21 protein-coding genes and 1 tRNA gene are annotated in these 26,170 nt (G+C 65.0%); 8 read left to right on the top strand and 14 right to left on the bottom strand.

What is annotated here, in order from left to right; translation table 11 throughout:
* The first annotated feature begins 19 nt into the window (after window positions 1–19).
* Window positions 20–733: a class II aldolase/adducin family protein gene (locus tag ABE485_RS15250; RefSeq protein WP_346516108.1), complete on the top strand. Its 714-nt coding sequence runs from the start codon at window positions 20–22 to the stop codon at window positions 731–733.
* Between the two features lie 2 nt (window positions 734–735).
* On the opposite strand, the gene ABE485_RS15245 is transcribed toward ABE485_RS15250, so the two are convergent.
* The 12 genes from ABE485_RS15245 to ABE485_RS15190 form a co-directional block, all read right to left on the bottom strand.
* Window positions 736–1,944: a pectate lyase family protein gene (locus ABE485_RS15245; RefSeq protein WP_346516107.1), complete on the bottom strand. Its 1,209-nt coding sequence runs from the start codon at window positions 1,942–1,944 to the stop codon at window positions 736–738.
* 12 nt (window positions 1,945–1,956) lie between these two features.
* Complete coding sequence (locus ABE485_RS15240) at window positions 1,957–3,876, bottom strand: tetratricopeptide repeat protein (protein WP_346516106.1); 1,920 nt, start codon at window positions 3,874–3,876, stop codon at window positions 1,957–1,959.
* Window positions 3,869–4,909, bottom strand: coding sequence for a sugar ABC transporter (locus tag ABE485_RS15235; protein WP_430795430.1), 1,041 nt, complete (start codon window positions 4,907–4,909; stop codon window positions 3,869–3,871). The genes ABE485_RS15240 and ABE485_RS15235 overlap by 8 nt, the downstream gene beginning before the upstream one ends.
* Before the next feature lie 112 nt (window positions 4,910–5,021).
* Window positions 5,022–5,738, bottom strand: coding sequence for an ATPase (locus ABE485_RS15230; protein ID WP_346516105.1), 717 nt, complete (start codon window positions 5,736–5,738; stop codon window positions 5,022–5,024).
* 12 nt (window positions 5,739–5,750) lie between these two features.
* On the bottom strand, window positions 5,751–7,091 hold the full coding sequence (locus ABE485_RS15225; RefSeq protein ID WP_346516104.1) for an ABC transporter permease: 1,341 nt from the start codon (window positions 7,089–7,091) through the stop codon (window positions 5,751–5,753).
* Between the two features lie 7 nt (window positions 7,092–7,098).
* Window positions 7,099–8,256, bottom strand: coding sequence for a polysaccharide biosynthesis/export family protein (locus ABE485_RS15220; RefSeq protein ID WP_346516103.1), 1,158 nt, complete (start codon window positions 8,254–8,256; stop codon window positions 7,099–7,101).
* Between the two features lie 63 nt (window positions 8,257–8,319).
* Entirely contained in the window at window positions 8,320–10,380 is a 2,061-nt protein-coding gene (locus ABE485_RS15215; protein WP_346516102.1) for a glycosyltransferase, read from the bottom strand.
* The gene (locus ABE485_RS15210; RefSeq protein ID WP_346516101.1) at window positions 10,377–12,857 is read right to left on the bottom strand and encodes a hypothetical protein; all 2,481 of its coding nucleotides are present in this window, start codon (window positions 12,855–12,857) and stop codon (window positions 10,377–10,379) included. The genes ABE485_RS15215 and ABE485_RS15210 overlap by 4 nt, the downstream gene beginning before the upstream one ends.
* A 39-nt stretch (window positions 12,858–12,896) precedes the next feature.
* Entirely contained in the window at window positions 12,897–14,156 is a 1,260-nt protein-coding gene (locus tag ABE485_RS15205; RefSeq protein WP_346516100.1) for a nucleotide sugar dehydrogenase, read from the bottom strand.
* A gap of 726 nt (window positions 14,157–14,882) precedes the next feature.
* Window positions 14,883–14,959: transfer RNA gene (locus ABE485_RS15200), tRNA-Pro, on the bottom strand.
* A 177-nt stretch (window positions 14,960–15,136) separates the two neighbouring features.
* Window positions 15,137–16,102 carry an octaprenyl diphosphate synthase gene (gene ispB / locus ABE485_RS15195; RefSeq protein ID WP_346516099.1) on the bottom strand — a complete coding sequence of 322 codons (966 nt, stop codon included), beginning with the start codon at window positions 16,100–16,102 and terminating at the stop codon, window positions 15,137–15,139.
* 179 nt (window positions 16,103–16,281) lie between these two features.
* A complete protein-coding gene (locus tag ABE485_RS15190; RefSeq protein WP_346516098.1) occupies window positions 16,282–17,451 on the bottom strand; it encodes a fumarylacetoacetate hydrolase family protein in 1,170 nt (389 codons plus the stop codon).
* A 122-nt stretch (window positions 17,452–17,573) separates the two neighbouring features.
* Between ABE485_RS15190 and ABE485_RS15185 the strand changes: the two genes are divergently transcribed.
* The 5 genes from ABE485_RS15185 to proB all read left to right on the top strand — a co-directional run bounded on the left by ABE485_RS15185 (window position 17,574) and on the right by proB (window position 21,775).
* Window positions 17,574–18,332: an IclR family transcriptional regulator gene (locus ABE485_RS15185; protein WP_346516097.1), complete on the top strand. Its 759-nt coding sequence runs from the start codon at window positions 17,574–17,576 to the stop codon at window positions 18,330–18,332.
* 303 nt (window positions 18,333–18,635) lie between these two features.
* On the top strand, window positions 18,636–18,947 hold the full coding sequence (gene rplU / locus ABE485_RS15180; RefSeq protein WP_006216228.1) for a 50S ribosomal protein L21: 312 nt from the start codon (window positions 18,636–18,638) through the stop codon (window positions 18,945–18,947).
* A 34-nt stretch (window positions 18,948–18,981) separates the two neighbouring features.
* Window positions 18,982–19,242: a 50S ribosomal protein L27 gene (gene rpmA, locus ABE485_RS15175; RefSeq protein ID WP_006216229.1), complete on the top strand. Its 261-nt coding sequence runs from the start codon at window positions 18,982–18,984 to the stop codon at window positions 19,240–19,242.
* A 202-nt stretch (window positions 19,243–19,444) separates the two neighbouring features.
* Window positions 19,445–20,581 (top strand): GTPase ObgE, encoded by a 1,137-nt coding sequence (gene obgE, locus ABE485_RS15170; protein ID WP_346516096.1) that lies wholly within the window; start codon window positions 19,445–19,447, stop codon window positions 20,579–20,581.
* Between the two features lie 57 nt (window positions 20,582–20,638).
* Complete coding sequence (proB, locus tag ABE485_RS15165) at window positions 20,639–21,775, top strand: glutamate 5-kinase (protein ID WP_346516095.1); 1,137 nt, start codon at window positions 20,639–20,641, stop codon at window positions 21,773–21,775.
* On the opposite strand, the gene ABE485_RS15160 is transcribed toward proB, so the two are convergent.
* On the bottom strand, window positions 21,772–22,422 hold the full coding sequence (locus tag ABE485_RS15160) for a transcriptional regulator (protein ID WP_346516094.1): 651 nt from the start codon (window positions 22,420–22,422) through the stop codon (window positions 21,772–21,774). The two genes, proB and ABE485_RS15160, sit on opposite strands and share 4 nt — an antisense overlap.
* A 120-nt stretch (window positions 22,423–22,542) precedes the next feature.
* On the opposite strand from ABE485_RS15160, the gene ABE485_RS15155 reads away from it, so the two are divergent.
* The gene (locus tag ABE485_RS15155; protein WP_346516186.1) at window positions 22,543–22,992 is read left to right on the top strand and encodes a helix-turn-helix transcriptional regulator; all 450 of its coding nucleotides are present in this window, start codon (window positions 22,543–22,545) and stop codon (window positions 22,990–22,992) included.
* 96 nt (window positions 22,993–23,088) lie between these two features.
* Here ABE485_RS15155 and ABE485_RS15150 read toward each other — a convergent pair whose 3' ends face one another.
* The gene (locus tag ABE485_RS15150; protein WP_346516093.1) at window positions 23,089–23,655 is read right to left on the bottom strand and encodes a SecDF P1 head subdomain-containing protein; all 567 of its coding nucleotides are present in this window, start codon (window positions 23,653–23,655) and stop codon (window positions 23,089–23,091) included.
* A gap of 405 nt (window positions 23,656–24,060) precedes the next feature.
* Here ABE485_RS15150 and thiC point away from each other — a divergent pair, with 405 nt between their 5' ends.
* Entirely contained in the window at window positions 24,061–25,974 is a 1,914-nt protein-coding gene (thiC, locus tag ABE485_RS15145) for a phosphomethylpyrimidine synthase ThiC (RefSeq protein WP_346516092.1), read from the top strand.
* The last annotated feature ends 196 nt before the right edge of the window (window positions 25,975–26,170 follow it).

Below are 26,170 nucleotides of genomic sequence, written 5' to 3'. Positions count from 1 at the left end.
CAGTTAACAAGGATCACGCATGAGCAACACCCTCGATCTGAAATCCTGCGTCGACGACCTCGTCGTGGCCAATCGCATCCTGGCGCGCTTCGGCGTGCTGGACGGCTTCGGCCACGTCAGCGTGCGGCACCCGCAACACCCCCAGCGCTTCCTGCTGTCCCGTTCGCTCGCCCCGGAACTGGTGACGGCCGACGACATCATGACCTTCGACCAGGACTCGGAAGCGGTCGGCGACGACGACCGCAAGCCCTACCTGGAACGCTATATCCACGGCGAAATCTATCGCGCCCGGCCCGATGTGCATGCCGTGGTGCATAGCCACTCGCCCTCCGTCATTCCCTATGCCGGCTCATCGGTCCGGCTGCGCCCGATCTATCACATGGCGGGATTCCTGGGCGCTGGCGCCCCGGTCTTCGATATCCGGTGCTGCTTCGGCGACACGGACATGCTGGTGCGCAACCGCGACCACGGCAAGGCGCTGGCGGCGACGCTCGGACAGGGAACCATTTCGCTGATGCGGGGCCACGGGTTCGTCGCGGCCGGCCGCGACATCCAGGTCGCGGTCTATCGCGCGGTGTACACCGAAATGAACGCGGCGCTTCAGCAAAAGGCCATCGGCCTGGGCGGCGACATCACATACCTGAATGACGCGGAGGCCGCGCTGGCCGACGAGATGATGGGCGGCGTGATGAACCGGCCCTGGGAACTCTGGAAGAAGAAGGCCTTCGAATAGGCCTACCCCGGACAACCCGCGCCGGTGCGCGATTCAGGCAACGGCGTATTCCCGGACGTATTGCCCGCGAACTTCCGGATTTTCTCCGCCAGGTCCTGGGTCGGCTTTTCGTAGCCGTAGCAGTAGGGCGGCGTCGGCGCCGACTCGGGACGGTAGTCCTGCAGCACCGGCTTCGCGTCGCCCAGATACAGGTTGTCCTTGAGCCGCAGAAAGGCCTTGTAGTCGCGGGTGTAGCCGTGCTGATCCTTGCGCTTCTCGTAGGCGCCGCGATCGGAATCGCCGTTGTCCAGCGCGCTGCGCTTGGGCGCCATGGGGATATAGCGGCAGTAGTTCACATTGATGCCTTCCACCGTCGGGAAGAACTCCGGCTCCACGCACTTGCGCTGGGCATCGTTGTTGAAGATGTTTCCCTCGACCAGGGCCTTGGCTTCCAGGCTGAAGCTCATGCCATAGAAATCCCAGTTCTCCACCAAGTTGTTGAACAGGTGGAAGGTGCCGAACTGCGCTCGCGGATTGCGCTGCACGGTATTGAAGAAATAGTTGTGGTGCAGCGTCACGCGCGCGATCGAATCGCGGTCGTAGTTCTGAAAGAGGTTCTTCGAGGTGATGTTGTTGAGCAGCATGACCTTGTTCGAGTTGTGGAACTTGGTCCACGAAATCGTCACGTCAGTCGATCCGTTCTTTACATTGAGCAGGCGGTCTGACATCCGCGACAGGTCCATGTGGTCCACCCACACGTCGCGGCTGTTGTTGGCCACGTTCACCGCTTGCGTAAGCCGGTTCAGGCGTCCGTCGATGGTCAGGTGCGTCAGGATGACGTTCTGGACGCCATAAACGCCCAGGCCGTCGTCGATCAGGGCCACCCGCTTGCCGCGTCCGTCCAGGGTCGTGTTGGACGGCACGCGCAACTGGGATTCCAGGACGATGGTCATGTCGGACGCGAAGCGTATCCACGTCGGTCCCTTGCGGGCCTGCTTCAGGGCGGCGCGCAGCGTGCCCGGTCCCGAGTCCTTGTCCGAGGTCACTTCGATGAATTTTCCGCCCAGTCCGCCCGTGGCCTTGGCGCCATAGCCTTCGCGTTGCTGCAGCAGCGCGGAAACGAACGGGCACTGTTCATCCGGCGCCGCGCAGCGCTCGTCGGCTGCCGCCGCTCCGCCATACAGGGCGGCCAGCGCCAGCAAGCAGGCCGCTACATTCTTTCGTGCAAGCATCCTGGGTTGCTCCTATTTTTGCGCGGAGCGATCCGCGGCCGTCACGTGGCGCCAGATGCCGCCGCTCAGGCGCAGGTTCTCCGGAGGCCCTGCCAGATGCTCCCGAAGATGTTCGAAATACGCCTTCTGCCAGCGCTGCGAATAAGCCTCCGCATCCTCTCCCGGATTGGCCGCCGGCAGCATCTCCAGCGTGTAGGCCACCTGGCCGTTCTCCCAGCGGGGCGCATAGAACACCGACGGCACGCCCAGGCGATGCGCCAGATGGGATGCAAAACTGGAATAGGTGACGTCCTGCCCTTCGAAGGTCGTGCGCGGCGCCGCGGGGTTCGCCGCGCCGTCGATGGCCAGGCACAGCACAAAGCCGGCGTTGATTGCCCGCATGCAGGCCTTGGCGACCTGCGCCTCGGTCTGGTCGGCGGTGGAGATCAGCGCCGCGGAATAGCTGCTCTGCGCGATGCTGGGCGCCGTCGCCAGCCACCGCGACGGAATGCCCACCAGCTCCAGGGCCATCAGCCCCGCATACATGGGACCGACGTGCGCCGTGGCCACAACGACGCCGCGCCCGGCGGCCAGCAGGGGCGCAAAGAAGCGCTCGCCCGTATCCAGTTCGCCCAGCAGATGCATTGCCTCTTCGACATCGTCCTCGCGGCATTCGAGCCAATCGAACAGAAGATGATCGATCATGTGGCCCCAGCGCGCGCGGCGCTCCCAGGTTGCGCGGTCGATGGAGGTATCGCCGCGCATCGACCAGGCCCAATCCAGGCGCGCCTGCGGGATGGGCGCGGTGTCCAGCCTTTCCTCCATGCGGGCCAGGGCTTCCTGGAACGTGTCCGGCAGCCGCGCGCCGCGCTTGGCGACGTACTGCGTGAACAGCGCCTCGGCCTCTTCCCTGCGGCCTGCCTGCGTCAGCGCCCCGATGGCCGACCGCTGCCAGAGCAGATTGTCGGGGGTCTTCTCGAGCAGCATCATCATCTGGCTGGCCGCTTCGTCGTACTGCAAGGTGTAGCGCAGCGCGCGCGCATACAGCGCCCGCGTCTGCTCCAGTTCCGGCGCCAGTTCGAGGGCGCGAGCCAGCGGTGCCACGGCTTCCTTGTAGCGGCCCGCGCGCAGCAGGGTTTCGCCGTAAAGCGTCAGCAGCCTCACATCCTCCGGCGTCGCCTGCAGGCCCGCCTCGAAATGCGCCAGCGCATGCACTTTGCGGTCTTCCTCGGTGCCGCGACGCAGGTGCGACAGTCCCAGCGACGAGCGCAGCGCCGGGCAATCGTGGCCCGCGCGCAGGGAGGCATCGCCGAACTGGATCGCCGCCACGTTGCGGCCGTCCGCCATCAGCGCACGCACCGCCATCGTCGCCACGCGTTCGTTGGGCAGTTGCGCCGGGTCCAGCCCTGCCGCAATGCCCGCGGCCTCGGCCGCATCGCCGTTGCGCACGAAGGCCGTCATCCAGGAATGCGCTTCGCCGGGTTCGCTCTTGGCCAGGCCGAGCGTCGCGCGGGCGACGTCCGCCGCCTCGGGCACCCTGCCCGCCTGAACGCGCAGTTGAATTCGCACGGCGTGCAGCGCGGCATTGCCGGGCTCGATGCCCGCCGCGGCGTCGGCCTCGGCAATCGCCTTGTCCCACTGTTCCATGCGCCCGTACAGGCTGGCGAGCAGGCGGCGTTCCTCGACCCGCGCGGGATAGACGGCGATCAGCACGACCAGCGCGGCGATCGCGGGCCCGAACCGGCCCTCGCGCACATAGGGCGAGACCAGCAGCCGCCTGGCATCTTTCCAGCCGTCCGTCGCCTGGCGCAGCGCCGGTTCGAGCGCGGCCATGTCGTGCTCGGGGTCGGCCGCGCCGCGGATCTGCCCGATGACTTCGCGCAGGCGCGCGGTGGCGTCCTTCGCGTCGTCGCCGGCCGCCGGCCGGCGATTTTCGATAACCGTGTCAACCATGACGCAGCCCCCTCAACAAAGCCATCGCCACCCGAGCGATGAACATGAGCACAAAACCCAGCGCCAATGCCTGCAACAGCAGGATGCCAAGGCGCGGACTGCTGGGGCGGTCCGTCGGCACCGGTTGCGCAATGATCGACAGATAACGCTGCAGGCGCAACGCGTCCGTCATTGCCTGCTGGTAAGACTGCTGAGCCAGCGTAAGGTTCGAATCCGCGAACACCTGGGCATTGCGCAGGGACTCGTATTCCTTCAGCTGCTTCGCCTCGGTGTTGCCGTCCCCGCTCAGGCGCTGGCGCACGGACGCCAGCCGCTTCTTCAGGGCCACCACCTGCATCTGAGCCGGCTTGAGCATGAAGTGGTCCTTGTTGTCCAAGGCGCGGATCTTGTCCAGGTTGATCTGCGCGTTGCTCAGTTCGCCTTCCAGCTGGCTGGACAGGTTCAGCAGCATCGACACCGTCGCGCTGGGGTCGATGTTTCCATGCTTCGTGCGCCATGTCGTCAGCGCGTCTCGCGACGACAGCGCCTTCTCCTCGGCCAGCTTGACGGATTCTTCGCTCACCTTGAGCTTGTCGGCGACGCCCTTCATGTTCATCGAACTGACGAACTCCTCGGCCAGGCCGATGAGCTCCTTGGACAGCATGGCCGCATCTTCCGACGAGAACGCGCTGACGCGCAGCACGTCGATCTGCTCCAGCGCGTTGAACGAGACATGCACCGACGCCTGGTAGGCGCGATACAGGTCGTCTTCACTGGAATCCTCCGACAGGCGATTGAGCGGGTCCAGGCCGTCGTTCGTCAGGTAGCGGCGCAGGCCGACCTTCTTGTCCAGCTGCTGCATGCTGTCGCGCGACTTCAGGAAGTCCGCAACCGCCCATCCATCCACGAACCCGCCCAGCATGCCGCCCGAATTGCCGGTGGTGAGCAGGCTGGCCGCCGCGCCCGCGCCGCCTTGCTGGCCGGACGCCGATTGCACGAAGAACCGCGATTCCGCCTCATAGCGCGGCGTGGCGACGAAAGACGCGTAAAGCAGGGCCAGCACCACCGGCGCGATGACGATCAGCGCGTTGATCCAGCGATGGCGGCGGCGTTCGCGCAGCGCGGACTGCCGATCGCGGCGACGGCGTTCGATCTCGGAGCCGCCCTCAGAACCCGAGCTGGCCCTCGTCGAAGCCGCCTCCGAGGACGTCGTCGCCTGTGCCGGAGTCGCTCCGTGATCGTCGCGGGGGATACCTGCGGAGGCACTGGTCGAGGTCGTCTTCGATGCTGAGCGCACTTCGTTCATAGATCAAGCCTTTGAAGCAGTAGTCCGCCAACTGATTCTGGCGGTAACTGGAAAAAATGAGTGTCCGGCCCACCAGCCGCTCTTCGAACAGGGCGAGCCAGAGACGGGTGAAGCGGCAGGGCTCGAAGGGAATGCTCCCTTCGATCACGTAGACGTCGAACGCCGGCGCCAGCGCCAGCGCGAACGAAAACTCCTGCCGCGCGTAGAGCGGCCAATGCTCCATGGGCTTGGCCAGGCACTTGGGGTCGCTGACCAGGTCCGCGACCAGTTCGTGCGTGGCATCGGCGTCGATCTCGTACATCTCGCTGACGAAATCGATCATGCTCAGGCCGTTCGCTTTGCCGCGGATGAAGCCCTGCCGCCCGATCGCCCAGGACACATTGCCGTCGTGCTTGACGAAGCCCTGGCGCGGCGGCCGCAGGCAGCACAGCACGTCCACGAGCTGGCGATGCATTTCCGGCGCGGGCGAGAGCAAGGCGTAGCGCCCGGGCGGGATATCGAGATTGGCGTTGGCCAGCAACGGCTGCCTGCTGCCAAAGGCATAGGGCTCGTCGGTGACGCCATTCAAATGGATCATGCTCCTCCTCCCTTACATCGGCTGGACGTTGGGGCGGGCCAGACGCTCGGCGATCAGCGCGACCACCATCAGGAACACCAGCGAGGTCAGGAAGTAACTCAGGCTGGCGTCGTGCGACTCGTACGCCTGGAAATAGGCCGAACGCAGCAGCTGCATGCCATGCGCGAACGGCGACCAGAGCATCCACGGACGCAATTGCTCCGGGAATTGCTCCGATACGAAAAAGACGGCCGCGAAAATCTGCAGGAACCGCTCGATGATCGGCGCAAGCCGGAGAAAGAAGTGCCAGTAGGTCGCGATCGATCCGAACAGCACCCCCATCGCCGTGCCGCAGCACCCCATCAGCACAACGAACAGAAAGAAGCCGGCCCAGCTTATCGGCAATGTGATGAGGCCGATCGCATGGCCCGCGGTGATCAGCACCACGAATACCACCAGGTACACCGACACATAGATAAGCGCCTGCACCAGCGCGCACATCAATGGCGTGACGCCCTGGAAGTTCAGCAATCCCCGGGCCGACACATAGGCCGTGCTGCTCCGGAAGGCGATCTGCCGGAACATGATCCAGGTCGTCGCGCCCAACAGCGAGAACGTCTGCACATCCATGCCCAGGATGTAATGCGTGCCCATCAGGATGTACAGCGACGAAATCAGCGTCAGCAGCACCACCGGGCCGACCAGCGCCCACACCAGCGCGATGCGGCTCTCGCCATGCATGACGCGCAGCTGATAGATGAACATCGCCATCAGCGTGCGCCCGACCGGCCGGACCTTGGCGGCCGCGTCCGGCGCGTGGCCTTCGTGCAGGCCGCGCAGACGGTCTCGCAGGATCGCCAGGTCGCCCGCTTCGTCCCGCGCCACCTCGATTTCCAGCGCGATGTCGTTGCGCGACGCATGGCGCCGCGCTTCGCGGGCCTCGTCCTGCTTGCGCCGTTCCGCGCGACGCGCATGCGCCGCGGCCAGGCGCTCGTCCTCGGCCACCAGCTTGGCCGGCATGTAGCCGGACTCGAATACCGCCACGCCCGCGCGGTAGTCCTGTTCCAGGAGGCGCACGATGATGCGCAGGCGCCGCCGCGAAAAGTCGGCCAGGTTCTCGTCGACCGCGCTGCGCGCGATCTCCGCTTCCAGCTCCGCCTGCACGGCCTCGTACACCGTCCGACGCGCCGCCACGGAATCGTGCGGCTCTCCCTGCAAGCGGGCGAGCAGCGGCTTGAGCAGGACGGCCGGCGTGGCCTTGGCTTCGAACAGCGCGGCCGGATCCAGCCGCCAGTCGGCGACGCCGGATCCTACCGTGTAGTTACTGTCTTTCCGGCGCGACCGCCAGCCTTTGATCCGATCCTCGTTACTCATCGACACGCTATTGGGCTACGCCCGACGAACTGGAGCCGGAATCGCTGTCGATGGCCCGCGTGGCGCTGAAGCCCGCGCTCATCGTGACGCGGAAGGCCGACAGGACCTTCTGCACCTGCGTGAACGGCGCATCCGAAATGTAGATCGCCTGGCCTTCGTGCACCGTGAATTCGCGCGCCAGCGCCACCTGCTCCGGACGAGTGAGGTCGAATTGGTAGACCACGGGCAGCAGGTCCGGCTTGCCTTCGGCGCCGGCCTGCGCGGGCGTGAACAGGAACACGGAACGCGGATCCGCCAGCTTGTCGTCCAGGCCCCGGGAATCGGCCAGCGCATCCAGCACGCTGTAATTGCGTTTGCTGATGGCCACGCGCCCCTGCTGGCCCGCCGCGCCCAGCACGGTCAGGAATTCCTTGGAATCATAGGCGGTGATGACATCGCCCGCGCGCAGCAGGATGTCGTTGTTCTGGTTCCGGTAGATATCCGACAGGCGCACCGACGCCACCTGGTTGTCGCGGCGCAGGCTGATGACCAGCTGTTCAGGATTCTCCTGCACGGGCGCGGCTTGCGCCAACGCGCTGCTCAGGCGCTGGGACGTCTGCGTGATGGGATACATGCCGGGCTTGGTCAGGTTTCCCTGCACCGTCACCATCTGCCCGCGCGCGTCGGCGGCGCGCGTCACGCTGACGTCGGCGCCGGCCACGAGCTTGCTCATGCGCGCCACGATGGCGTCATGCAACTGTCCCAGGGTCAGGCCCTGGGCACGGAATTTTCCGATGATGGGAAACGAGACATAGCCCGAACGGTTGATTTCCTGGTTGCCCAGGTCGCTCACGCCAGACGGGTCCGCCGCGAACACGCCCAGGCCGCCACGCTCCCACACCTTCACGTTGATGCCGTCGCCCGGCACCAGGCTGTCGAATCCCGCTTCAGACAGGTCGCGGTAACGCACGGGAAAATCGGCCACTTCGGGCACCCTGCTTTTCTGCGCGAGTTCGCGCGACACGGGCACCACGATGACGTCCTTGTCATCGTGGGCCCCTGTCATTTCACTGAGCATCGGGCCGGACCGCGGCAACTGGCAACCCGTGAGGGTCAACGCGGCAAGCAGCAGCATGGCCAGGGTTGCGTGGCGCCGCAGGCCCATGGCCGGGACGTTCATTTGCATAAGATCCTTCAGCTTCGGCAGCTTAAAAAAGAGCAACTACCAGGTAACCGCAAACAGCGCCGATCACGCCTGCATCAGGCGCCGCGGCGCATAATCGATGCGGTCGTCGTTCTCGGATTCGGTCATGGCGGGCATGCAGATGCTCATGAACTTGGTGAGCATCGCATCCAGCGAGAACAGCTTCTGGGCCCGATGGCGGCTATTGGCCCTCAGGCCCTCATTGCTGCGCACCAGATCCACCATGGACGCCACCTTCCCGCACGCCTCGTGCATGTCCGGATGGTCCACGTCGCTGAGCAGATGGCCTGTCTCGTTTTCCACGAAGCACTCTTCCGCGCCGCCCGCCGGTGTGGAAATCACCGGAACGCCCAGCAACTGCGCCTCGATCAGAACGTTCGGCAGGCCTTCGTAGCGCGACAGCAGCACGCTGGCGTCCATCTGCGAATACCAATAGCCCACGTGGTTCGACAGGCCCACCAGCAGCAATCGCCCCGTCACGTTGAGTTCCTGCGCCAGCGCCTCGATGTTTTCACGCAGGCGTCCATCGCCCACAATGAAAAAGCGCGCCTGCGGGCGGTCCTTCAGGTATAGCGCCGCCATCTTGATCCAGAGCTGCGGACGCTTGTCCGGTTCCAGGCGGAACACGCCGCCGATGGTTTCCGTCGCGTCCTTCGTGCTTTCCTGGAAGGCCTTCCACTTCTCCTTGTCGGCCTCCGACGCGTCCGTCGCCAGATCGGGCACGCCGTTGTACAGGATGTGGAAGCGGTCGATCGAGATGTCGAGCCACTCCGAATAGGCTTCCGCGGCCTTGCGGCTATTGCTGACGAACAGCACGCCCGGCACCTGGGCCAGGGCCTGGTACAGCTCCGGGTACTCTTCGCGGAAACGGTCCTTGCGGATGTTCGGCGGCAGGCCGCGGAACACCAGGTGGATGGTCGGCGCGCCCGCCAGCAGCGCCGCCAGCGCGCCGAACAGGCACGTGCCGTCCTGCCACAGGCTCACCACGTCGAACGTGTTGGCCCGCAGCACCGGCGCCAGCCGCGTCACGCCATAGTGGACGGGCGGGGGAAGCTGCTCCAGCAGGCGGCCCAGGCTCCCTTCGGGAACGGACTGGTGCGACACGGAGATGGCCGGCAACCGGTTGATCTCGGTGACCGGGATCTGCGCCTTGATCAGCACGGGCAGGAAAAAGTCGTCCTGCTTCTTCGGCGAACCCGACGGCTCGGTGTGCTGCTTGACCAGCACTTCGACCTTCTTGGGCCGCATGAGGATGTCCGGCAGCTGCTGTTCGGGAGACGCCGCCAGCCGGGTCAGTTCGCCGGCCAGGCGCGTCAATTGCCGTTCGGCGCCGCCCGGCCCGAGGCTGCCCGTGACCAGCGCCACCGATACGGGCTTGTCCGGGGTATGTTCGGCGATCTTGCGGTCGCGGAAGTGCAGGATCGCATGTTTCATCGACACGATCCGCACGTCCTTGCCCGCCAGCGCCTCTTCGGATTCGAAGCGCTGGTAGAACGCGTAGTCGCTGGCCAGCCCCTCGGCCAGTTCCGCCGCCTTGCTGCCGGGCGCCAGGTGCTTGACCACCGGCGCGATCGCCTCGAACGCGTCGGCCAGCAGGCCGCGCTTGCGCAGGCGCTTGGCGAACTCGACACGCATGTTGCGGTCCGTGTACTGCATGATCAATCGACGGAACAGCGCGTCGGACTGCTCGTGCGCGCGGATGTCGCTCAGCAGCTTCGCCCGCGCGAAGAGGCGATCCGGATTCGTCGCCGCCGAATCGGGCAGATGGCGATCAACCAGCGCCATGGCGTCTTCGAGGTGCCGCTCCTTCACCAGGCGCGTGGCGCAATAGCGCACGATCTGCAGATCGTCCGGGCATTCCTGCAGCAGGGTCGCCCACTGCTCGGCCATGCCCTCGTTCAGGCCCGCCGACTCCTGCAATCGAAGCAGGAGGAAGCGGACCTTCGAGTCCTCCATGTGATCCCGGGCAAGCACCTTCGCCCGAGCCAGGTTTTCCTGCGCAACTTGAACCCGGCCCGACGCCGCGACGATTTCCTCCAACTGCGATTGAACCTGCTGAAGATCGGACGTGACGTCCACTCGCTCGGTAATCAGTGGTGGATTCATGCCGCCTTTCTCCGGTTGATCTTCTCGATCCATACCTGGCAGCGTTCGATGTAGTGGTCGAACTGCGCCGGGTTCTCGGAACGTTCCTGCAGCTTTTTCCAGTACGGCAAGGCTTGCTCGAAGCGGTGCAGGCGCATGGCGCCCACGGCGGCCAGGCGCAGGCCGATGGGATCATCGGGCACGAGGTTCACGATGCGTTCGCCCAGGGCCAGGCGCTCGGTCGTGCTCGACGATTCCAGCGCGCGTGCCTCGGCATACAGATAGGCCAGGATGCGGCGCTTTTCGTGATCCACTTCCGGCATCCCGGGCCACGACTGGGCCACGCGGTCCAGCAGGTTCCAGGCGGCCTGGTGATCCCCTTGGGACAGGATCTGGCGGGCGCCGCGGATCGCACGCGGAACCAGTCGGCCGAGCTGGCGTTCCGCTTCGTCGCGGGCGCTCTGGTCGGCGGAGGAATGGGCCTGCACGCCCTTGTACGCATCGATGGCTTCGCCGAACCAGCCGCCGTTGAAGGCAACCCGCGCGAAGTGCAGCTTGGCGCTGAACGGCGCGGATTCGCCGGCCGCAGCCTGCTCAAGGTGCCGCATGGCGGTCTTCTTGTCCCCCAGCGCATCGGCGGCGCGGCCGCGCATGGCGTGCAGTTCGGGGAAGTCCACGTTGGTGTCGATGGCCAGGTTGGTCAGGTCGATCACTTCCTTGTGATTGCCGGCGACCAGCGCGGCGCGGACACCCAGGCGCATTGCACGTTCGAATGCCCGTTGCGCCCGCGCGCCGGCCAGCGCGTCGGGATTGAGCAGGCGGTGCGCGCAGATGCGCTCGGCCGCATCGCGCAGGCGTCCTTCCTCCAGCGCGCGATTGCCTTCCTCGGCCCAGGTCGCCGACTGCGACTGCAGCCACGCGGCGATGTCTTCCTGCTCGCTCTTGGCCAGGCCGCAAGACGCCGCCAGCGTTGCCGCGGTCATGATGCAGCCGCGCCACGAGGCTTCCTTGACCAGTTCCAGGGCGTCGCCAGCCTCCAGCGAGGGGTGCTCGCCGGCCAGTTCGCGCAGCGCGTCGCGGTCGCCGGCCAGCAGCCGGTCGCGCCACAGCACCGCAAAGCCGCGGCCGTAGTCGGGAATCGCGGCGCGCACCTCATGGACCCAGCGGATGGCCGCTTCCATGTCGCCGCCAGCCTGCAGCAGCGAAAGCACCGTGTCGGCGGCTTCCACCGCCGTCGCGTCCTGGGGCGAGGAAATGCGGAACAGCTGCTTCCAGTTGCCCAGGCTTTCGTCCACATAGCCCAAGTGGCCCGCGGACACCGCCGCGATGCGGACGATTTCCGGCGTTTCGATCTCATCGCCCAGCAGGCTGGCGGCAAGCGAATACGCCGCTTCGTAACGGCCCAGCTTGAACTCGTTGCGCATCAGGATCAGTTCGGCCTTGCTGCCCGAAGCCAGGGCGCCGTCCGTGCCGCCCAGCAGCGCCAGCGAGCCTTCGTAATCGCCCAGTTCTTCCTGGAAACGCGCGAACAGCAGTACGTGGTCGGCCAGTCCCGGGTAGCGGCGCAGGACGTCGCGCACGCGGCGCGAGGCTTCGCGCAGGTCGCCCGAATCCCAGAGCTTTTCGATGCGCTCGACGCTTTCGTCCGCGCCAAGCTTGGGCACGGAGGGCTGCGGCGTGGACGCGCTCATGCGCGGACGCATGAAATTCTTGTACCAGTCGGTGTACAGGCGCTCGGCGAATACGGGCGTGTAGTGCGTCAGGTCGAGCCCGCCGTCCTCCATCGCGTCCGCCTGGCCGATCTTGTTCATCAGCGGCGTCGGATCGTAGCAAGGCACGCCGATGCGCTGAGCAGCGGCGGCAACGGTGGCGATCAGCTGCGCGCGCTGCTCGATGGTCACGTTGTCCGGCGTCGTGGCGTTCACATGCGTGACGAACACCACCTTGTCCCGGCCCAGCAGCTCGACGAGCTGGCGCATTTCCTGCTCGATCTCCTCGTCCGTCTGATCGCGCTTGACGATGCGGGCGAGCAAGTCACGGTCGTCCGCGTTCAGGCTCTTGAAGACCGGATCCTGGTCCAGCTGCGCGCGGCGTTCGGCAAGCCGTTCGGCGTTGGCCATGGACCAGAACGCACGGGTACGCGTACGGTCGGCGAAGAACTCGCTGAAGTAGCGACCCAGGTAGTTGGACTGGATGGGATGGCCGTCGATGGTCAGGAGCTTGCGCGAAGACAGCTCCACCATGTAAAGATCGGCCGGTTTGTGCGTGCCGCGGCGGGCCTGCTCGCCATTCGAGGGCCGGAACACCAGGCGCTGGACGTCGGCGGGAATGTCGGCCTGGCCGAACATGAATCGCGCCTGCTGAAGCGCTTCGGCGGCCGTATGCACGAAACCGTAGTTGCGGCCGAGTTGCAGTTTGATCGGGTAGCGTCCCACGGCATCGCGCAGCGGCGTATGGATGCGGCAGGTTCCTATCGGAGCGATGGTAAAAGCAGTCATTCAGGGTCTCTCCTGCAGTGATCGGTGGCGAGCCTGGACTTAAAGGGTCCAGTACAAGAGGTCGGCCGGAAGCCGTTTGGTATCCAGGACGGACTTCAGGTCGCACACCATGCCGCCGTTCTTGACCAGTTGCGGCAGGTCTTCCCAGATGGAGTCCATGGTTTCGCGGTGCGGAACCGCCAGGATCAGCACGTCCATGTCGCGGAACTGGTCGCGCTCGACGAGCTTGATCCCGTACTCGTGCTCCATCTGGGCCGGATCGACCATCGGATCGCACGCGACGGGGGTGATGCCGTACTGGCCAAGCGCGTTGTACAGATCGACGATCTTCGAATTGCGGATGTCGGGGACGTTCTCCTTGAACGTCATGCCCAGGATGCCGACGCGGGTGGAGGCGTTCAGACGGCCATTGCGCGCAAGCTGCTGCACCAGTCGCGAGGCGACGTGCGCGGCCATGCCGTCGTTGATGCGGCGGCCCGACAGGATGACTTCAGGGTGATAGCCCAGTTCCTGGGCCTTGGACGTCAGGTAGTACGGGTCCACGCCGATGCAGTGGCCGCCCACCAGGCCGGGCGTGAATTTCAGGAAGTTCCACTTGGTGCCGGCGGCCGCCAGGACTTCGGACGTGCGGATGCCGACCAGATCGCAGATCTTCGACATTTCGTTCATCAGGGCGATGTTGATATCGCGCTGCGTGTTCTCCAGCACCTTGGCCGCTTCGGCCACCTTGATGGAGGAGGCGCGGTGCACGCCCGCGTCGATGATCTGTTCGTAGACGCCGGCGATGACTTCCAGGGATGCCTCGTCCTGGCCGGAAACGATCTTGACGATTTTCTCCAGCGGATGCTCGCGGTCGCCCGGATTGATCCGTTCGGGGCTGTAGCCCAGTTTGAAATCGATGCCGCAGCGCAGGCCCGACGCCTTTTCCAGCTCGGGGCCGCAAATTTCCTCGGTGGCGCCCGGGTGGACGGTCGATTCGAACACCACGATGCAGCCCGGACGCAACACGGGGCCTATCGACTGGCAAGCGCGGACCAGCAGGGAAAAATCGGGATTGTTCTTCTCGTCGACGGGCGTCGGAACGGCCACCACGAAAAAGTCGCAACCTTCCAGTTCGGACAACTGGTCGGTGAACTGCATGGGCGATGCAAGCAATACGTCGCGTTCGATCTCGCCGGTCCAGTCATCACCCTCTTTCAGCCGTGCGATTCTCCGCTTGTCTACATCAAAGCCGATGACATCAAAGCGCCTGGAAAATGCCACTGCCACGGGCAGGCCGACATATCCAAGGCCACACACTGCGATTCTCTTTACCACGGGGGACCTCACTGTTTTCGTCGTGTCGCAGACACTAGAAATCGACACCCACACGCAAGTAAATCGACATGAAATCGAAATACCTATACCGTATTGGGCGGACGTATAGCTAAAAATGAATTCGGCTCGGTATCCGGTTAACTATTCCGGGTAGCGAGCCTGGGCATCGTAGAGGGGTCGAACAGCAAACTTTTTTCTAAAGATTTTTATTGCTGTGGAAATAAATCAGGACAACCCGTAATAAACCCGGGAAATCCCTAGAAAAATTACATTCATTACACAAACCGCAACACAACGGGCCGCTTGAATGTAATCAAATATTAAAAGACGTTTTTCTTGGTCCGATTTAACCAAACTGAAAACTCATTATTCCATTTCGTCAGCTTATTTAGTAATTGCGTAAAGCAATATGAAAATTCGCCATGAAATGAAATGAATTCGGGCTAGGCCATTAACACATTAAGCGCACAGCAAGTGCCGTGCCGCCGCCCTTAATCGCTGAATGAATCGCTGAATGAATCGCCGAAGGGTTCGCTGAATCGGGCATGACCCTGGAAAGGCCTGCCAGCAGTTTTTACAGAGTTGGCAGCTTTGACTGCTCGGCCGGTTCAGCCGGAGCCAAACGCAAAAAAGCCGGTACGCTTGCGCGATACCGGCTTTAAGCCAAAGGTGTCGGGAAACACCTTCATGAATTCGACCACAACGAAGTGGTCGGGGCGAGAGGATTCGAACCTCCGACTCCTGCGTCCCGAACGCAGTACTCTACCAGGCTGAGCTACGCCCCGATCTTTACTACTCATATTCAGCGATGCTCAGTGCCGCCAAACGTGTACTGCTAAACATCTGTACTGCTAAACATCCGTACTGCAACCACTGCTTTTCGCTTCAACCAGACCTGATTGCCCAGACCCGGGTTAGTGAATTCCGCGGGTTTTCTGCGAATCGTTCGCCGCCGTTTTTTGCTAGCGATCTCTATTCACCGCGAAAGCGCAGAATTCTAACAGAGAATTTTGAAAAGGGGAAATGGGGTAGATCGAAAGTGCTTCGCGGGCCAGTTCGGCCTCGGCCACGGCGGCCTGGCGGGCATGTTCCAGCGCGTCGGTGGCCTGGATGGCGGCGGCCACGGCGGCAAAGTCGGCGTCGCCCGTCTTGATGGCGTCGCGGATCAGCTGCTGCTGTTCAGGCGTGCCCACTTCCATGACGCGGATCAGCGGCAGGGTCGGCTTGCCCTCGCGCAGGTCGTCGCCCACGTTCTTGCCCAGGGCGGCGGCGTCGCCGCTGTAGTCCAGCACGTCGTCGACCAGTTGGAACGCGGTGCCCACATGGCGGCCATAGGCGGCCGCGGCGGCTTCCTGTTCAGGGGTGGCGCCGGCCAGCACCGCGCCCACCTGGGCGGCGGCCTCGAACAGCTTGGCGGTCTTGTAGCGCACCACCTGCAGGTAGCGCTCTTGGGAAACGTCCGGATCGTGCACGTTCAGGAGCTGCAGGACCTCGCCTTCGGCGATCACCGTGGTGGCTTCGGACAGGATGCTCATGATGCGCATCGAGTCGGCCTCGACCATCATCTCGAACGAGCGGGAATACAGGTAATCGCCCACCAGCACGCTGGCCGCGTTGCCGAACACCGCGTTGGCGGTCTCGCGGCCTCGGCGCAGGTCGGATTCGTCGACCACGTCGTCATGCAGCAGCGTGGCCGTGTGGATGAATTCCACCACGGCGGCCAGCAACTGGTGATGCGTGCCTTCGTAGCCCAGGGCGCGCGCCACCATCAGCACCATGGCCGGGCGCATGCGCTTGCCGCCCGCCCCAATGATGTAGTCGCCGATCGTGCGGATCAGGACGACATCGGAATTCAGCCGCTCGCGGATAACCGCATCGACGGCTTTCATATCGTCAGCAATGGGGGCAATGAGCGCGGGGAGATTCAAGACGTATCCGACAAGTGTGAAGCGAGCCGCGTGACGGCTCTTACCGCTGGGCCCGCCAGCGGCGGCGGGGGATTCGACCACGGATTATACGGGGAGTGCGGGGGAATTCCGGACGCGGCCGCCGCAAGCGGCAAGGCCCGGTCCCGCGCGCCCCGCCCGGGTCGCGTCCGCCTGCCGGATCAGCGCCCGTGAGGCAGCAGGCCGCGGGCCGCCAGGCTGGCGTACAGCGCGCGCACGCCGAACGTCCAGGACGGAATTTCCGTGGACAGCTGGACCTCGTTGACGAGCGCGCCAAGGCGCTCGGAGGCGATGACGACGCGATCGCCCAATAGATGGGTAAAGCCGGTGCCCGGACCCTTGCGGTCCTTGCTGGGCGAGAACATGGTGCCCAGGAACAGCATGAAGCCGTCGGGATACTGGTGGTGCGCGCCATGGGTCTGGCGCACCAGGTCAAGGGGATCCCGGCTGATTTCCCGCATGTGACTCACGCCGTCCAGTTCGAACCCGTCGGCGCCCTCGATGCGCAGCGACACGTCCGCCTGGCGCACGCTGTCGATCGAGAAATCGCCATCGAAGAGCCGGATGAAGGGGCCGATGGCGCAAGACCCGTTGTTGTCCTTGGCCTTGGTCAGCAGCAAGGCGCTGCGGCCTTCGATGTCGCGCAGGTTCACGTCGTTGCCCAACGTGGCGCCCGCCACCTCGCCCCGGCTGTTGACGGCAAGCACGATCTCGGGCTCGGGGTTGTTCCATTGGGACTCGGGCAGCACGCCGATGCGCGCGCCAAAGCCCACCGACGCCATCGGCGGCGTCTTGGAGAAGACCTCGGCGTCGGGGCCGATGCCCACCTCAAGGTATTGGGACCACTGGCCGCGCTCGACCAGCTCCGCCTTCAGCCTGACGGCCTCGGGCGATCCCGGGCGCAGCCGGGACAGGTCGGAGCCGATCAGCGCGCGCATCCGCACGCGTATCGCTTCCGCGCGGCTGGCGTCGCCGCCGGCGTCCTCCTCGATCAGGCGCTCCAGCAGGCTGATGGCGAAGGTGACACCCGCCGCCTTCACCGGCTGCAGGTCGCAAGGGGCCAGCAGGCGCGGCCCGTCCGCGCCCTGCAGGGTGGCGGCCATCAAGGCCCGCGCGTCGCCCAGGGAGTCTCCCCGGGCCTCGCGCGCCAGCGCCACGCGGTCGGGGCGGTCGAGCAGGTCGGACACGGTGGGAACCGTGGCGGTGATGTCCACCACCTCGCCGCCGCGTACCACGACCACGCTGGGGCCGTCGACCGGCGCCGGGCGCCAGACGCGGCCCACCAGCAACGCCTGCGGCAGATCGGCAGGCAACAGGCTGTCTTGATTCATGGGGTCTCCTCGATTCATGCCTTGCATGCGGCATTTGTATGGGTGCAAGGGAGTCTAGGGGACTTCATTTATCATGTCCAATATAATGATCTTCAGTCCAATATGTTGGAATAAATAGAGCAATGGCCGCCGACTACGACGTTCCCGCCATCCGGCGCACCCATGACATCCTGCGGGTGCTTTCCGCCCGCCCCACTCCGGTCAAGGCCGCCGAGCTGGCCCAGGCCTGCCAGCTGCCCAAGAGCACCCTGTATCTCCTGCTGGACTGCCTTGAGCAGCGCCGCTGGATCGAACGCCAGGACGGCGGCTACATCATCGGACTGGAACTGATGGCGCTGGGGTCTGCCTACCTGCGCCACGATGGCCTGCAGGCGGCGTTCCGCCAGGCGGCCGGCGCGTTCGTGGCCCGCAGCAACGAGGTCGTGCAACTGGCGGCGCTGGACGGCTTCGACGTGGTCTACCTGGCGCGCGAAGACGCGCGCCGCCCCGTCAGGCTGGTGTCGGACCTGGGCTTGCGGCTGCCCGCCCACGCCTGCGCGCTGGGCAAGGCCCTGCTGGCCAGCCTGCCGCGCGACGAGCTTGCAGCCTGCCTGCCCGGCATCCTGCCCCCCGTCACCGACCGCACGATCGCCGATGCCGCCGCCCTGCACCGCGAGCTGGACGACGTGCGCCAGACCGGGCTCGCCCAGGACCAGGAAGAAGTCGCCACCGGCCTGGTCTGCTACGCGGCCTACGTGGGCGTGACGCCGCTGGGCAAACGGGTGGCGGTCAGCACGTCCATTCCCACCGACCGCCTGGACGACGCCCACCGCCTCCAGGCAATGGAAGGCATCCGCCGGGTGGCGCGCGACATCGCGCTGCGGGTGATACCGGGCGCGTGAAGCCTGCGCGCCACACCTAAGCCCTTAGCCTGCAACAGCTTTTTGACTTTCTGAAAGTCCCGGGCTAATATCCCGGATTCGGTCAGCAATGCCCGAATTACGTCGGTTGTTCACGCAAAGCCTCGTGCAAACCCCTTTGGCACTCCGAAGTCCCCTGGATGTAACGGGAAACGGGCGGCGGGACGAGTCTGAATTTTTTCGGGCCCGATTCCAAAGTGGTGACAAAGCAGCAACAAGGCGGCAGCCTTGCCCAGCAGGGCAGGCAGCGTGAATGAACCCATTTACCTATTTAAGGAACACCCCATGTACGCGGTCGTAAAAACCGGTGGCAAGCAGTATCGCGTTGCCGCTGGCGAAAAACTCAAGATAGAACAGATACCGGCTGACATTGGGCAAGAAATCACCCTGGACCAAGTGTTGTCCGTGGGCGAAGGCGACCAACTGAAAGTTGGCACGCCCCTCGTCTCCGGCGCCGTGGTCAAGGCAACGGTTCTTGCGCAAGGCCGCCACGACAAGGTCAAGATCTTCAAGATGCGCCGTCGCAAGCACTATCAGAAGCGTCAGGGCCACCGTCAGAACTACACCGAAATCCGCATCGAAGCCATCACGGCTTAAGAAGCGACTCGGTACCACTTAGCAGGAGCTAAACATGGCACAGAAAAAGGGCGGCGGCTCTACGCGGAACGGACGCGACTCAGAATCGAAGCGTCTGGGCGTCAAGGCATTCGGCGGCGAACTGATTCCCGCTGGTTCGATCATCGTGCGTCAGCGCGGCACTCGCTTCCACGCTGGCGTGAACGTCGGCATGGGCAAGGACCACACCCTGTTCGCGCTGATCGACGGCAAGGTTCAATTCGGCTTCAAGGGCGCATTGAACAAGCAGACCGTTTCGATCGTCGCCGCCGAGTAATCGGCTGGCAAGGCCGCGGACTACACGTCCGCGGACAAATACGGTCAGGAACGCGGCTCGCCGCGTTTCCGAACGGCAAAAGCCCTGTCGCGTGCGGCAGGGCTTTTTTTGTTTCAGGGCAATAGGCGAGTAAGCTCTCCCTTGCCTCCCGGCGGCTCCCCATTCCGGGCATCCGTCCTCACTCACTACACGCGCATACACCATGAAATTCGTAGACGAAGCCACCATTGAAGTGGTCGCCGGCAAAGGCGGCAATGGCGTGGCGAGCTTTCGCCGCGAAAAATTCATCCCCCGAGGCGGACCCGACGGCGGCGACGGCGGACGCGGCGGCAGCATCTATGCGGTGGCCGATCGCAACATCAACACGCTGATCGACTTCCGCTACGCGCGCCTGCACCGCGCCAAGGGCGGCGAAAACGGCCGCGGCTCCGATCAATACGGCGCAGCCGCTCCGGACATCACCCTGCGCGTGCCCGTGGGCACGGTGATCCATGACGCTGAAACCGGCGAAGTCCTGTTCGACCTGAACAAGCACGAACAGAAAGTCGTGCTGGCGGCTGGCGGCCAGGGCGGCATGGGCAACATCCATTTCAAATCCAGCGTGAACCGCGCGCCCAAGCAGTGGACGCCCGGCAAGGAAGGCGAACACCGCTACCTGCGCATGGAGCTGAAGGTGCTGGCCGACGTGGGCCTGCTTGGCCTGCCCAATGCCGGCAAATCCACGCTGATCACCCGCATCTCCAACGCCAAGCCGAAGATCGCCGATTACCCCTTCACCACGCTGCATCCCAACCTGGGCGTGGTGCGCACGTCGCCGTCGCGCAGCTTCGTCGTGGCCGACATCCCCGGCCTGATCGAAGGCGCTTCCGAGGGCGCCGGCCTGGGCCACCTGTTCCTGCGCCACCTGGCTCGCACCCGCGTGCTGCTGCACCTGGTCGACGTGTCCACGCCGGATCCTGACGCCGACCCGGTCGAGCAGGCCGTCGCGGACGCGCGCGCCATCGTCGAGGAACTGCGCCGCTATGATCCGGAACTGGCCGCCAAGCCGCGCTGGCTGATCCTCAACAAGCTGGACATGGTGCCCGACCCCGAGGACACCAAGCGCCGCTTCATCGAACTCTACGACTGGAAGGGTCCTGTGTTCGGCATTTCCGGCCTGTCCGGCGAAGGCACGCAAGACCTGATCTACGCGCTGCAGGACTACCTGGACGCCGAGCGCGAAAAGGAACAGCTGGCGCAGGACCAGGCCGATGGCACCTACGTGGCGCCGGACCCCCGCTTCGACGACACGCGCACCGATGCGGACAAGCCCGCCGCGGCGCGCGGCGGCAACGAATAAGCCATAATCGCAGTCCTTACGATTACGTCTTTACTCGCGCCGCAGCCGGCCCCCATCATGTCTGCTGAATCACCCGCCGTTTCCGTCGTCACCAACGCCCAGCGCCTCGTCGCCAAAGTCGGCTCATCGCTGGTCACCAACGAAGGCCGAGGCCTGGACCGCGCGGCCGTCGCGCACTGGGCCGCGCAGATCGCCGCCCTGCACAAGCAGGGCAAGCAGATCGTGCTGGTGTCCAGCGGCGCCATTGCCGAAGGCATGGCCCGGCTGGGCTGGCGCAAGCGCCCCTCCGTCATGCATGAACTGCAGGCCGCGGCGGCCGTGGGCCAGATGGGCCTGTGCCAGGCCTACGAGGCGGCGTTTGCCGAATACGGCTTGCGCACCGCGCAGATCCTGCTGACGCACGAAGACCTGGCCGACCGCCACCGCTACCTGAACGCCCGCAGCACCCTGTTTGCGCTGCTGCGCCTGGGCGTGGTGCCGATCGTGAACGAAAACGACACGGTCGTCACCGACGAGATCCGCCTCGGCGACAACGACACGCTCGGCGCGCTGGTCACCAACCTGATCGAAGCCGACACGCTGATCATCCTGACGGATCAGCGCGGGCTATACGACTCCGATCCGCGCAAGAATCCGCAGGCCACGTTCATGTCGCACGCCCAGGCGGGCGATCCCGCCCTGGAAGCCATGGCGGGCGGCGCGGGCAGCGGCATCGGCACCGGCGGCATGCTGACCAAGGTGCTGGCCGCCAAGCGCGCGGCGCACAGCGGCGCGCACACGGTCATTGCGTCGGGCCGCGAACGCAACGTGCTGACGCGCCTGGCGCAGGGCGAATGCATCGGCAGCGAACTGCGCGCCGTCCTGCCGGTCTGGTCCGCGCGCAAGCAATGGCTGGCTGATCATCTGCGGCTGCGCGGCCGCGTGGTGCTGGATGACGGCGCCGTGCAGGCGCTGATGCGCGAAGGCAAGAGTCTCTTGCCGATCGGCGTGACGGATGTGGAAGGCGAGTTCGGACGGGGCGACGTCGTCGCCTGCGTGGACAGCGAGGGCCGCGAATGCGCCCGCGGCCTGATCAACTATTCGTCCGCCGACACGCGAAAGATCTTGCGCCAGCCTTCGTCGCAGATCGCGCGCATCCTGGGCAGCATGACCGAGCCCGAGCTCATGCACCGGGACAATCTGGTGGTGCTTTAAGAGGCATCCCCGCGGGACGGCGCCGGCACGCCGTGGGGCAGCAGAATGTACCCCCATCCGCGCACCGCCAGCACCGGCAATTCGATATTGAAGCGGCGCGCCTTGGTGCGCAGCCGCGACACCACGACATCGACCCGCCGGGCGCCTGCCTTCGGATCGGGCGCGGCGTTGGGAAAGAACCGCTCCCGATGCAGGCAATGGCCCGGCGCATCGAAGAGGCGCACGAAAAAGGCGCGTTCACGCAAGGTCAGCGGCAGGCGTTCGCCGGCGGGCCCCGCCAGCGTGCGTTCCTGCGCGATGACGCGCCATGAGCGCGCGCCCCGATATCCCCGCCGGTACAGGCTGCGCAGCAAGGCATCCCATTCAAGCGTTTCCATGCCGGCCGGCGCGCAGGCATCGACCCCGGCATCCAGCGCGGCCGCACGCTCAGCCCCGCTGGCGTTCCATGCCTGCCAGACCACGGCAAGGCCTGGCACGGACCGGCGCAGCATGGCGACAAGCTCGGGGAGCCCGGCGCACGGGCCGCGCAACACCACCGCATCCGCCCCATCGCTCTGCAGGTGCTTGCGCAACGGCGGCAAGGCGTCGAAGGCACGGACTTTCCATTGGTATTGACGCAGCGCGGCGGCGAAATTCTTACCGGCCATTTCATCAGATTGCACGACGAATACGCTGCCACGCTCCTGCATGGATCTGCCTTTGCAAGTTATCACCTAAGTAATATTTATAGCCACCAAAGTGACAGACCCGCAAGCTTCAATCGCCTTGTGAAAACATTCTCAGACCGACTGAAGCACGCCCGCCTTTTGCGTGGTCACACGCAGAAGACGCTCGCCCGCTTGGTGCGCATCTCGCAAAGTGCTATCGGCAGCTACGAAAGTGGTTTGCGGCACTCCAGCCGTTCTGCGCGCAAGCTGGCACAGGTCCTGAAGGTCGAGGTCGAATGGCTCGAAACCGGCAAGGGCCCCATGGAACTTCCCATGGACGGCTACGACCTGAGCAATACGATGCCGGTGTCCGGCGTCGCCGAATCCACTCCACGTCCCGGCGGACGGGCGCGCCCGATGGCGCCGTGGCCCTTTCCCAATATTTCGCCCTCGCAGTTCGATTCGCTGACGTCCGAAGATCGCGTGATGCTCGAAGCGCTGACGCAGACCTTCATCGAAACGACGCTGCTTCGCCGCGGCATCAAGCCGCGCGGACGCAAGATCGGCTGAGGATGGGCGCCTGAGCAAAGGGCGCTGATTCACCAGGAAACCTTACCGCCAAAAAAAACCGGCTCACATGAGCCGGCTTTTTTGCGTCGCCCCCGATCAGGGCTTGGCGGCGGGCGCCGGCGCGGGGGCCGTGCCGCCTGCGGCCGGGGCCGCGGCGTCGCCACGGATCTTGGCGGCGATTTCGGAAGCGGCCTGGGCCGAGGGCACGCCGAATGCCAGCACGCCGCGGTTCAGCGGTTCGCCGATGAGCGGCGCGGCAACGAGTTCCTGGTCAATGACCAGGGCCAGCACGCTGCCGACGTTGCTGGTGCTGACCGAGGTCAGCTTGCGCGTGCCCGCTTCGGAGAAGCGCAGGCCCACGAAATTCTGGCCTTGGCGGTCGACCAGCGCCGCCGCGTCGGTCAGGTCGGCGCGCGTCAGGACGGGTGTTTCCTGCAGATAAAGTTTGCCGTCGGGCAGGCTGACTTCACGCAGGCCCGGGCCGGGTTCGCGCTTGGCCAGGTAGAAATCCACCCGCGATGCGGCGGCGGGCGTTCCGGCTTGCTGGCTGGCCTGGGGAGTGGAGGCGGTGTCGGACGTCTTAGTCGGGGCGGTCTTGCAACCCGCTAGCGCCAATGTCACGACAACCAAGGCGGGCGCCAATGTGCGTAGGTTCAGTTGCATGCTCGATTCCTTCTTAAGTGGGCTGATGCCGGACGGTAAGACACTAAGACTGTACACGCGGCTTGTGGAAAAAAGTGTACCGAACCTGCATGACGGTGTCTGCCTAGTCTGAATCCAAATGTAATGCAGTAATACCAGCCCTGCCTCCGCGGCCTTGCGCCAAGCCGTTTCCAGCATGTCGCGGCCCGGCATCAACGATCAAGGCACACGGCTGCGCCGAGGCTCTATACTTCGCTTTCGCGCAGGGGTACTCGTCCCGCCTTCACGGCGGCAACGGGTTGAGAGAGTCCCTTCGTACCAGTACGGATAATGCCGATGCTGGGAGCCGTATTCCCGCCACGCGTCCGTGCACGCCTGGCGGGAGTCCATTCCCGATCGGCTCCAACCACTCGCTTGGAGCTTTCCATGAACGCCAATCCCAAATTCCTGGCCGCTACCGCCGAAGTCGACGCGGCGGCCGTCGCACCGCTGCCCAAATCCCGCCGCGTGTATGAGGTGGGCTCGCGCCCCGACATCCGCGTGCCGTTCCGGGAGATCGAGCAGGACGACACGCCGACGATGTTCGGCGGGGAGAAGAATCCGCCCCTGACCGTCTATGACTGCAGCGGCCCCTACACGGACCCCGAAGCCAGGATCGACATCCGCCGCGGCCTGCCCGAACTGCGCCGCGCCTGGATCGAAGAGCGCGGCGACACGGAAGTACTCGCCGGCCCGACCAGCGACTACGGCAAGGAACGCCTGACCGATCCCAAGCTGACGGCCATGCGCTTCGATCTGCAGCGTCCCCCGCGCCGCGCCCGCGCGGGCGCCAATGTCTCGCAGATGCACTACGCGCGCCGCGGCATCATCACGCCCGAAATGGAATACGTGGCGATCCGCGAAAGCCTGCGCCGCGAGCACTACCTGCAGACGCTGCGCGACAGCGGCCCCGACGGCGAAAAGATGGTCAAGCGCCTCTTGCGCCAGCATCCGGGACAATCCTTCGGCGCGGCCATTCCCGCCGCCATCACACCGGAATTCGTGCGCGACGAGATCGCGCGCGGACGCGCCATCATCCCCGCCAACATCAATCACCCCGAAGTGGAGCCGATGGCCATCGGCCGCAACTTCCTGGTGAAGATCAACGCCAACATCGGCAATTCCGCGGTCAGCTCGGGCATCGGCGAGGAAGTGGAAAAGATGACGTGGGCGATCCGCTGGGGCGGCGACACGGTGATGGACCTGTCCACCGGCAAGCACATCCACGAAACCCGCGAATGGATCATCCGCAATTCGCCGGTGCCGATCGGCACGGTGCCGATCTACCAGGCGCTGGAGAAGGTCGACGGCAAGGCCGAGGACCTGACCTGGGAGATCTTCCGCGACACGCTGATCGAACAGGCCGAGCAAGGCGTGGACTATTTCACGATCCACGCAGGCGTGCGCCTGCCGTTCATCCCCATGACGGCCGACCGCATGACGGGCATCGTTTCGCGCGGCGGTTCGATCATGGCGAAGTGGTGCCTGGCGCATCACAAGGAGAGCTTCCTGTACGAGCGCTTCGAGGAAATCTGCGAAATCATGAAGGCCTACGACGTCAGCTTCTCGCTGGGCGACGGCCTGCGGCCCGGTTCGGGCTACGACGCCAACGACGAGGCGCAGTTCGCCGAATTGAAGACGCTGGGCGAGCTGACGCAGGTGGCGTGGAAGCATGACGTGCAGGTGATGATCGAAGGCCCGGGGCATGTGCCGATGCAGATGATCAAGGAAAACATGGACCTGCAGCTGGAACACTGCCACGAGGCGCCGTTCTACACGCTGGGCCCGCTGACCACCGACATCGCGCCGGGCTACGACCACATCACGTCCGGCATCGGCGCCGCGCTGATCGGCTGGTACGGCACGGCGATGCTCTGTTATGTGACGCCCAAGGAACACCTGGGACTGCCGAACAAGAAGGACGTGAAGGACGGCATCATCACGTACAAGATCGCGGCGCACGCGGCCGACCTGGCCAAGGGCCATCCGGGCGCGGCAATCCGCGACAACGCGCTGTCCAAGGCGCGCTTCGAGTTCCGCTGGGACGACCAGTTCAACCTGGGGCTGGATCCGGACACCGCCAAGGAATTCCACGACGAGACCTTGCCGAAGGACTCGATGAAGGTGGCGCACTTCTGCTCGATGTGCGGGCCGCATTTCTGCAGCATGAAGATCACGCAGGATGTGCGGGATTATGCGGCGGCCCAGGGCGTCAGCGAGAAGGATGCGCTGCAGAAAGGGATGCAGGAGAAGTCGGTGGAGTTCGTGCGCAAGGGGAGCGAGGTTTATCACCGGCAGTAGGTGTGATTGGGCTTATGCGTCGGGGTGGGTTAGGTTGGGTTCTTGAGACGCCCGGCGTGGCGTGGGCCTGGGGCGGGCGGGGCTACGATTGCGGTCCGGAGCGTTCGCTCCGGACTGCCCCTTCCTCATCCTCGTTGCCGCCTGCGGCGGCTGCCTTCGGATTCCGTCGGGCGCATCTACACGCCCCGCCCGCCCC

Source organism: Achromobacter spanius, assembly GCF_039673305.1.
In the GTDB taxonomy this organism is placed as follows: Bacteria; Pseudomonadota; Gammaproteobacteria; order Burkholderiales; family Burkholderiaceae_B; genus Achromobacter; species Achromobacter spanius_F.
The sequence above is the reverse complement of the archived record's forward strand: the minus strand, read 5'-3'. Positions and strand labels throughout refer to the sequence as shown.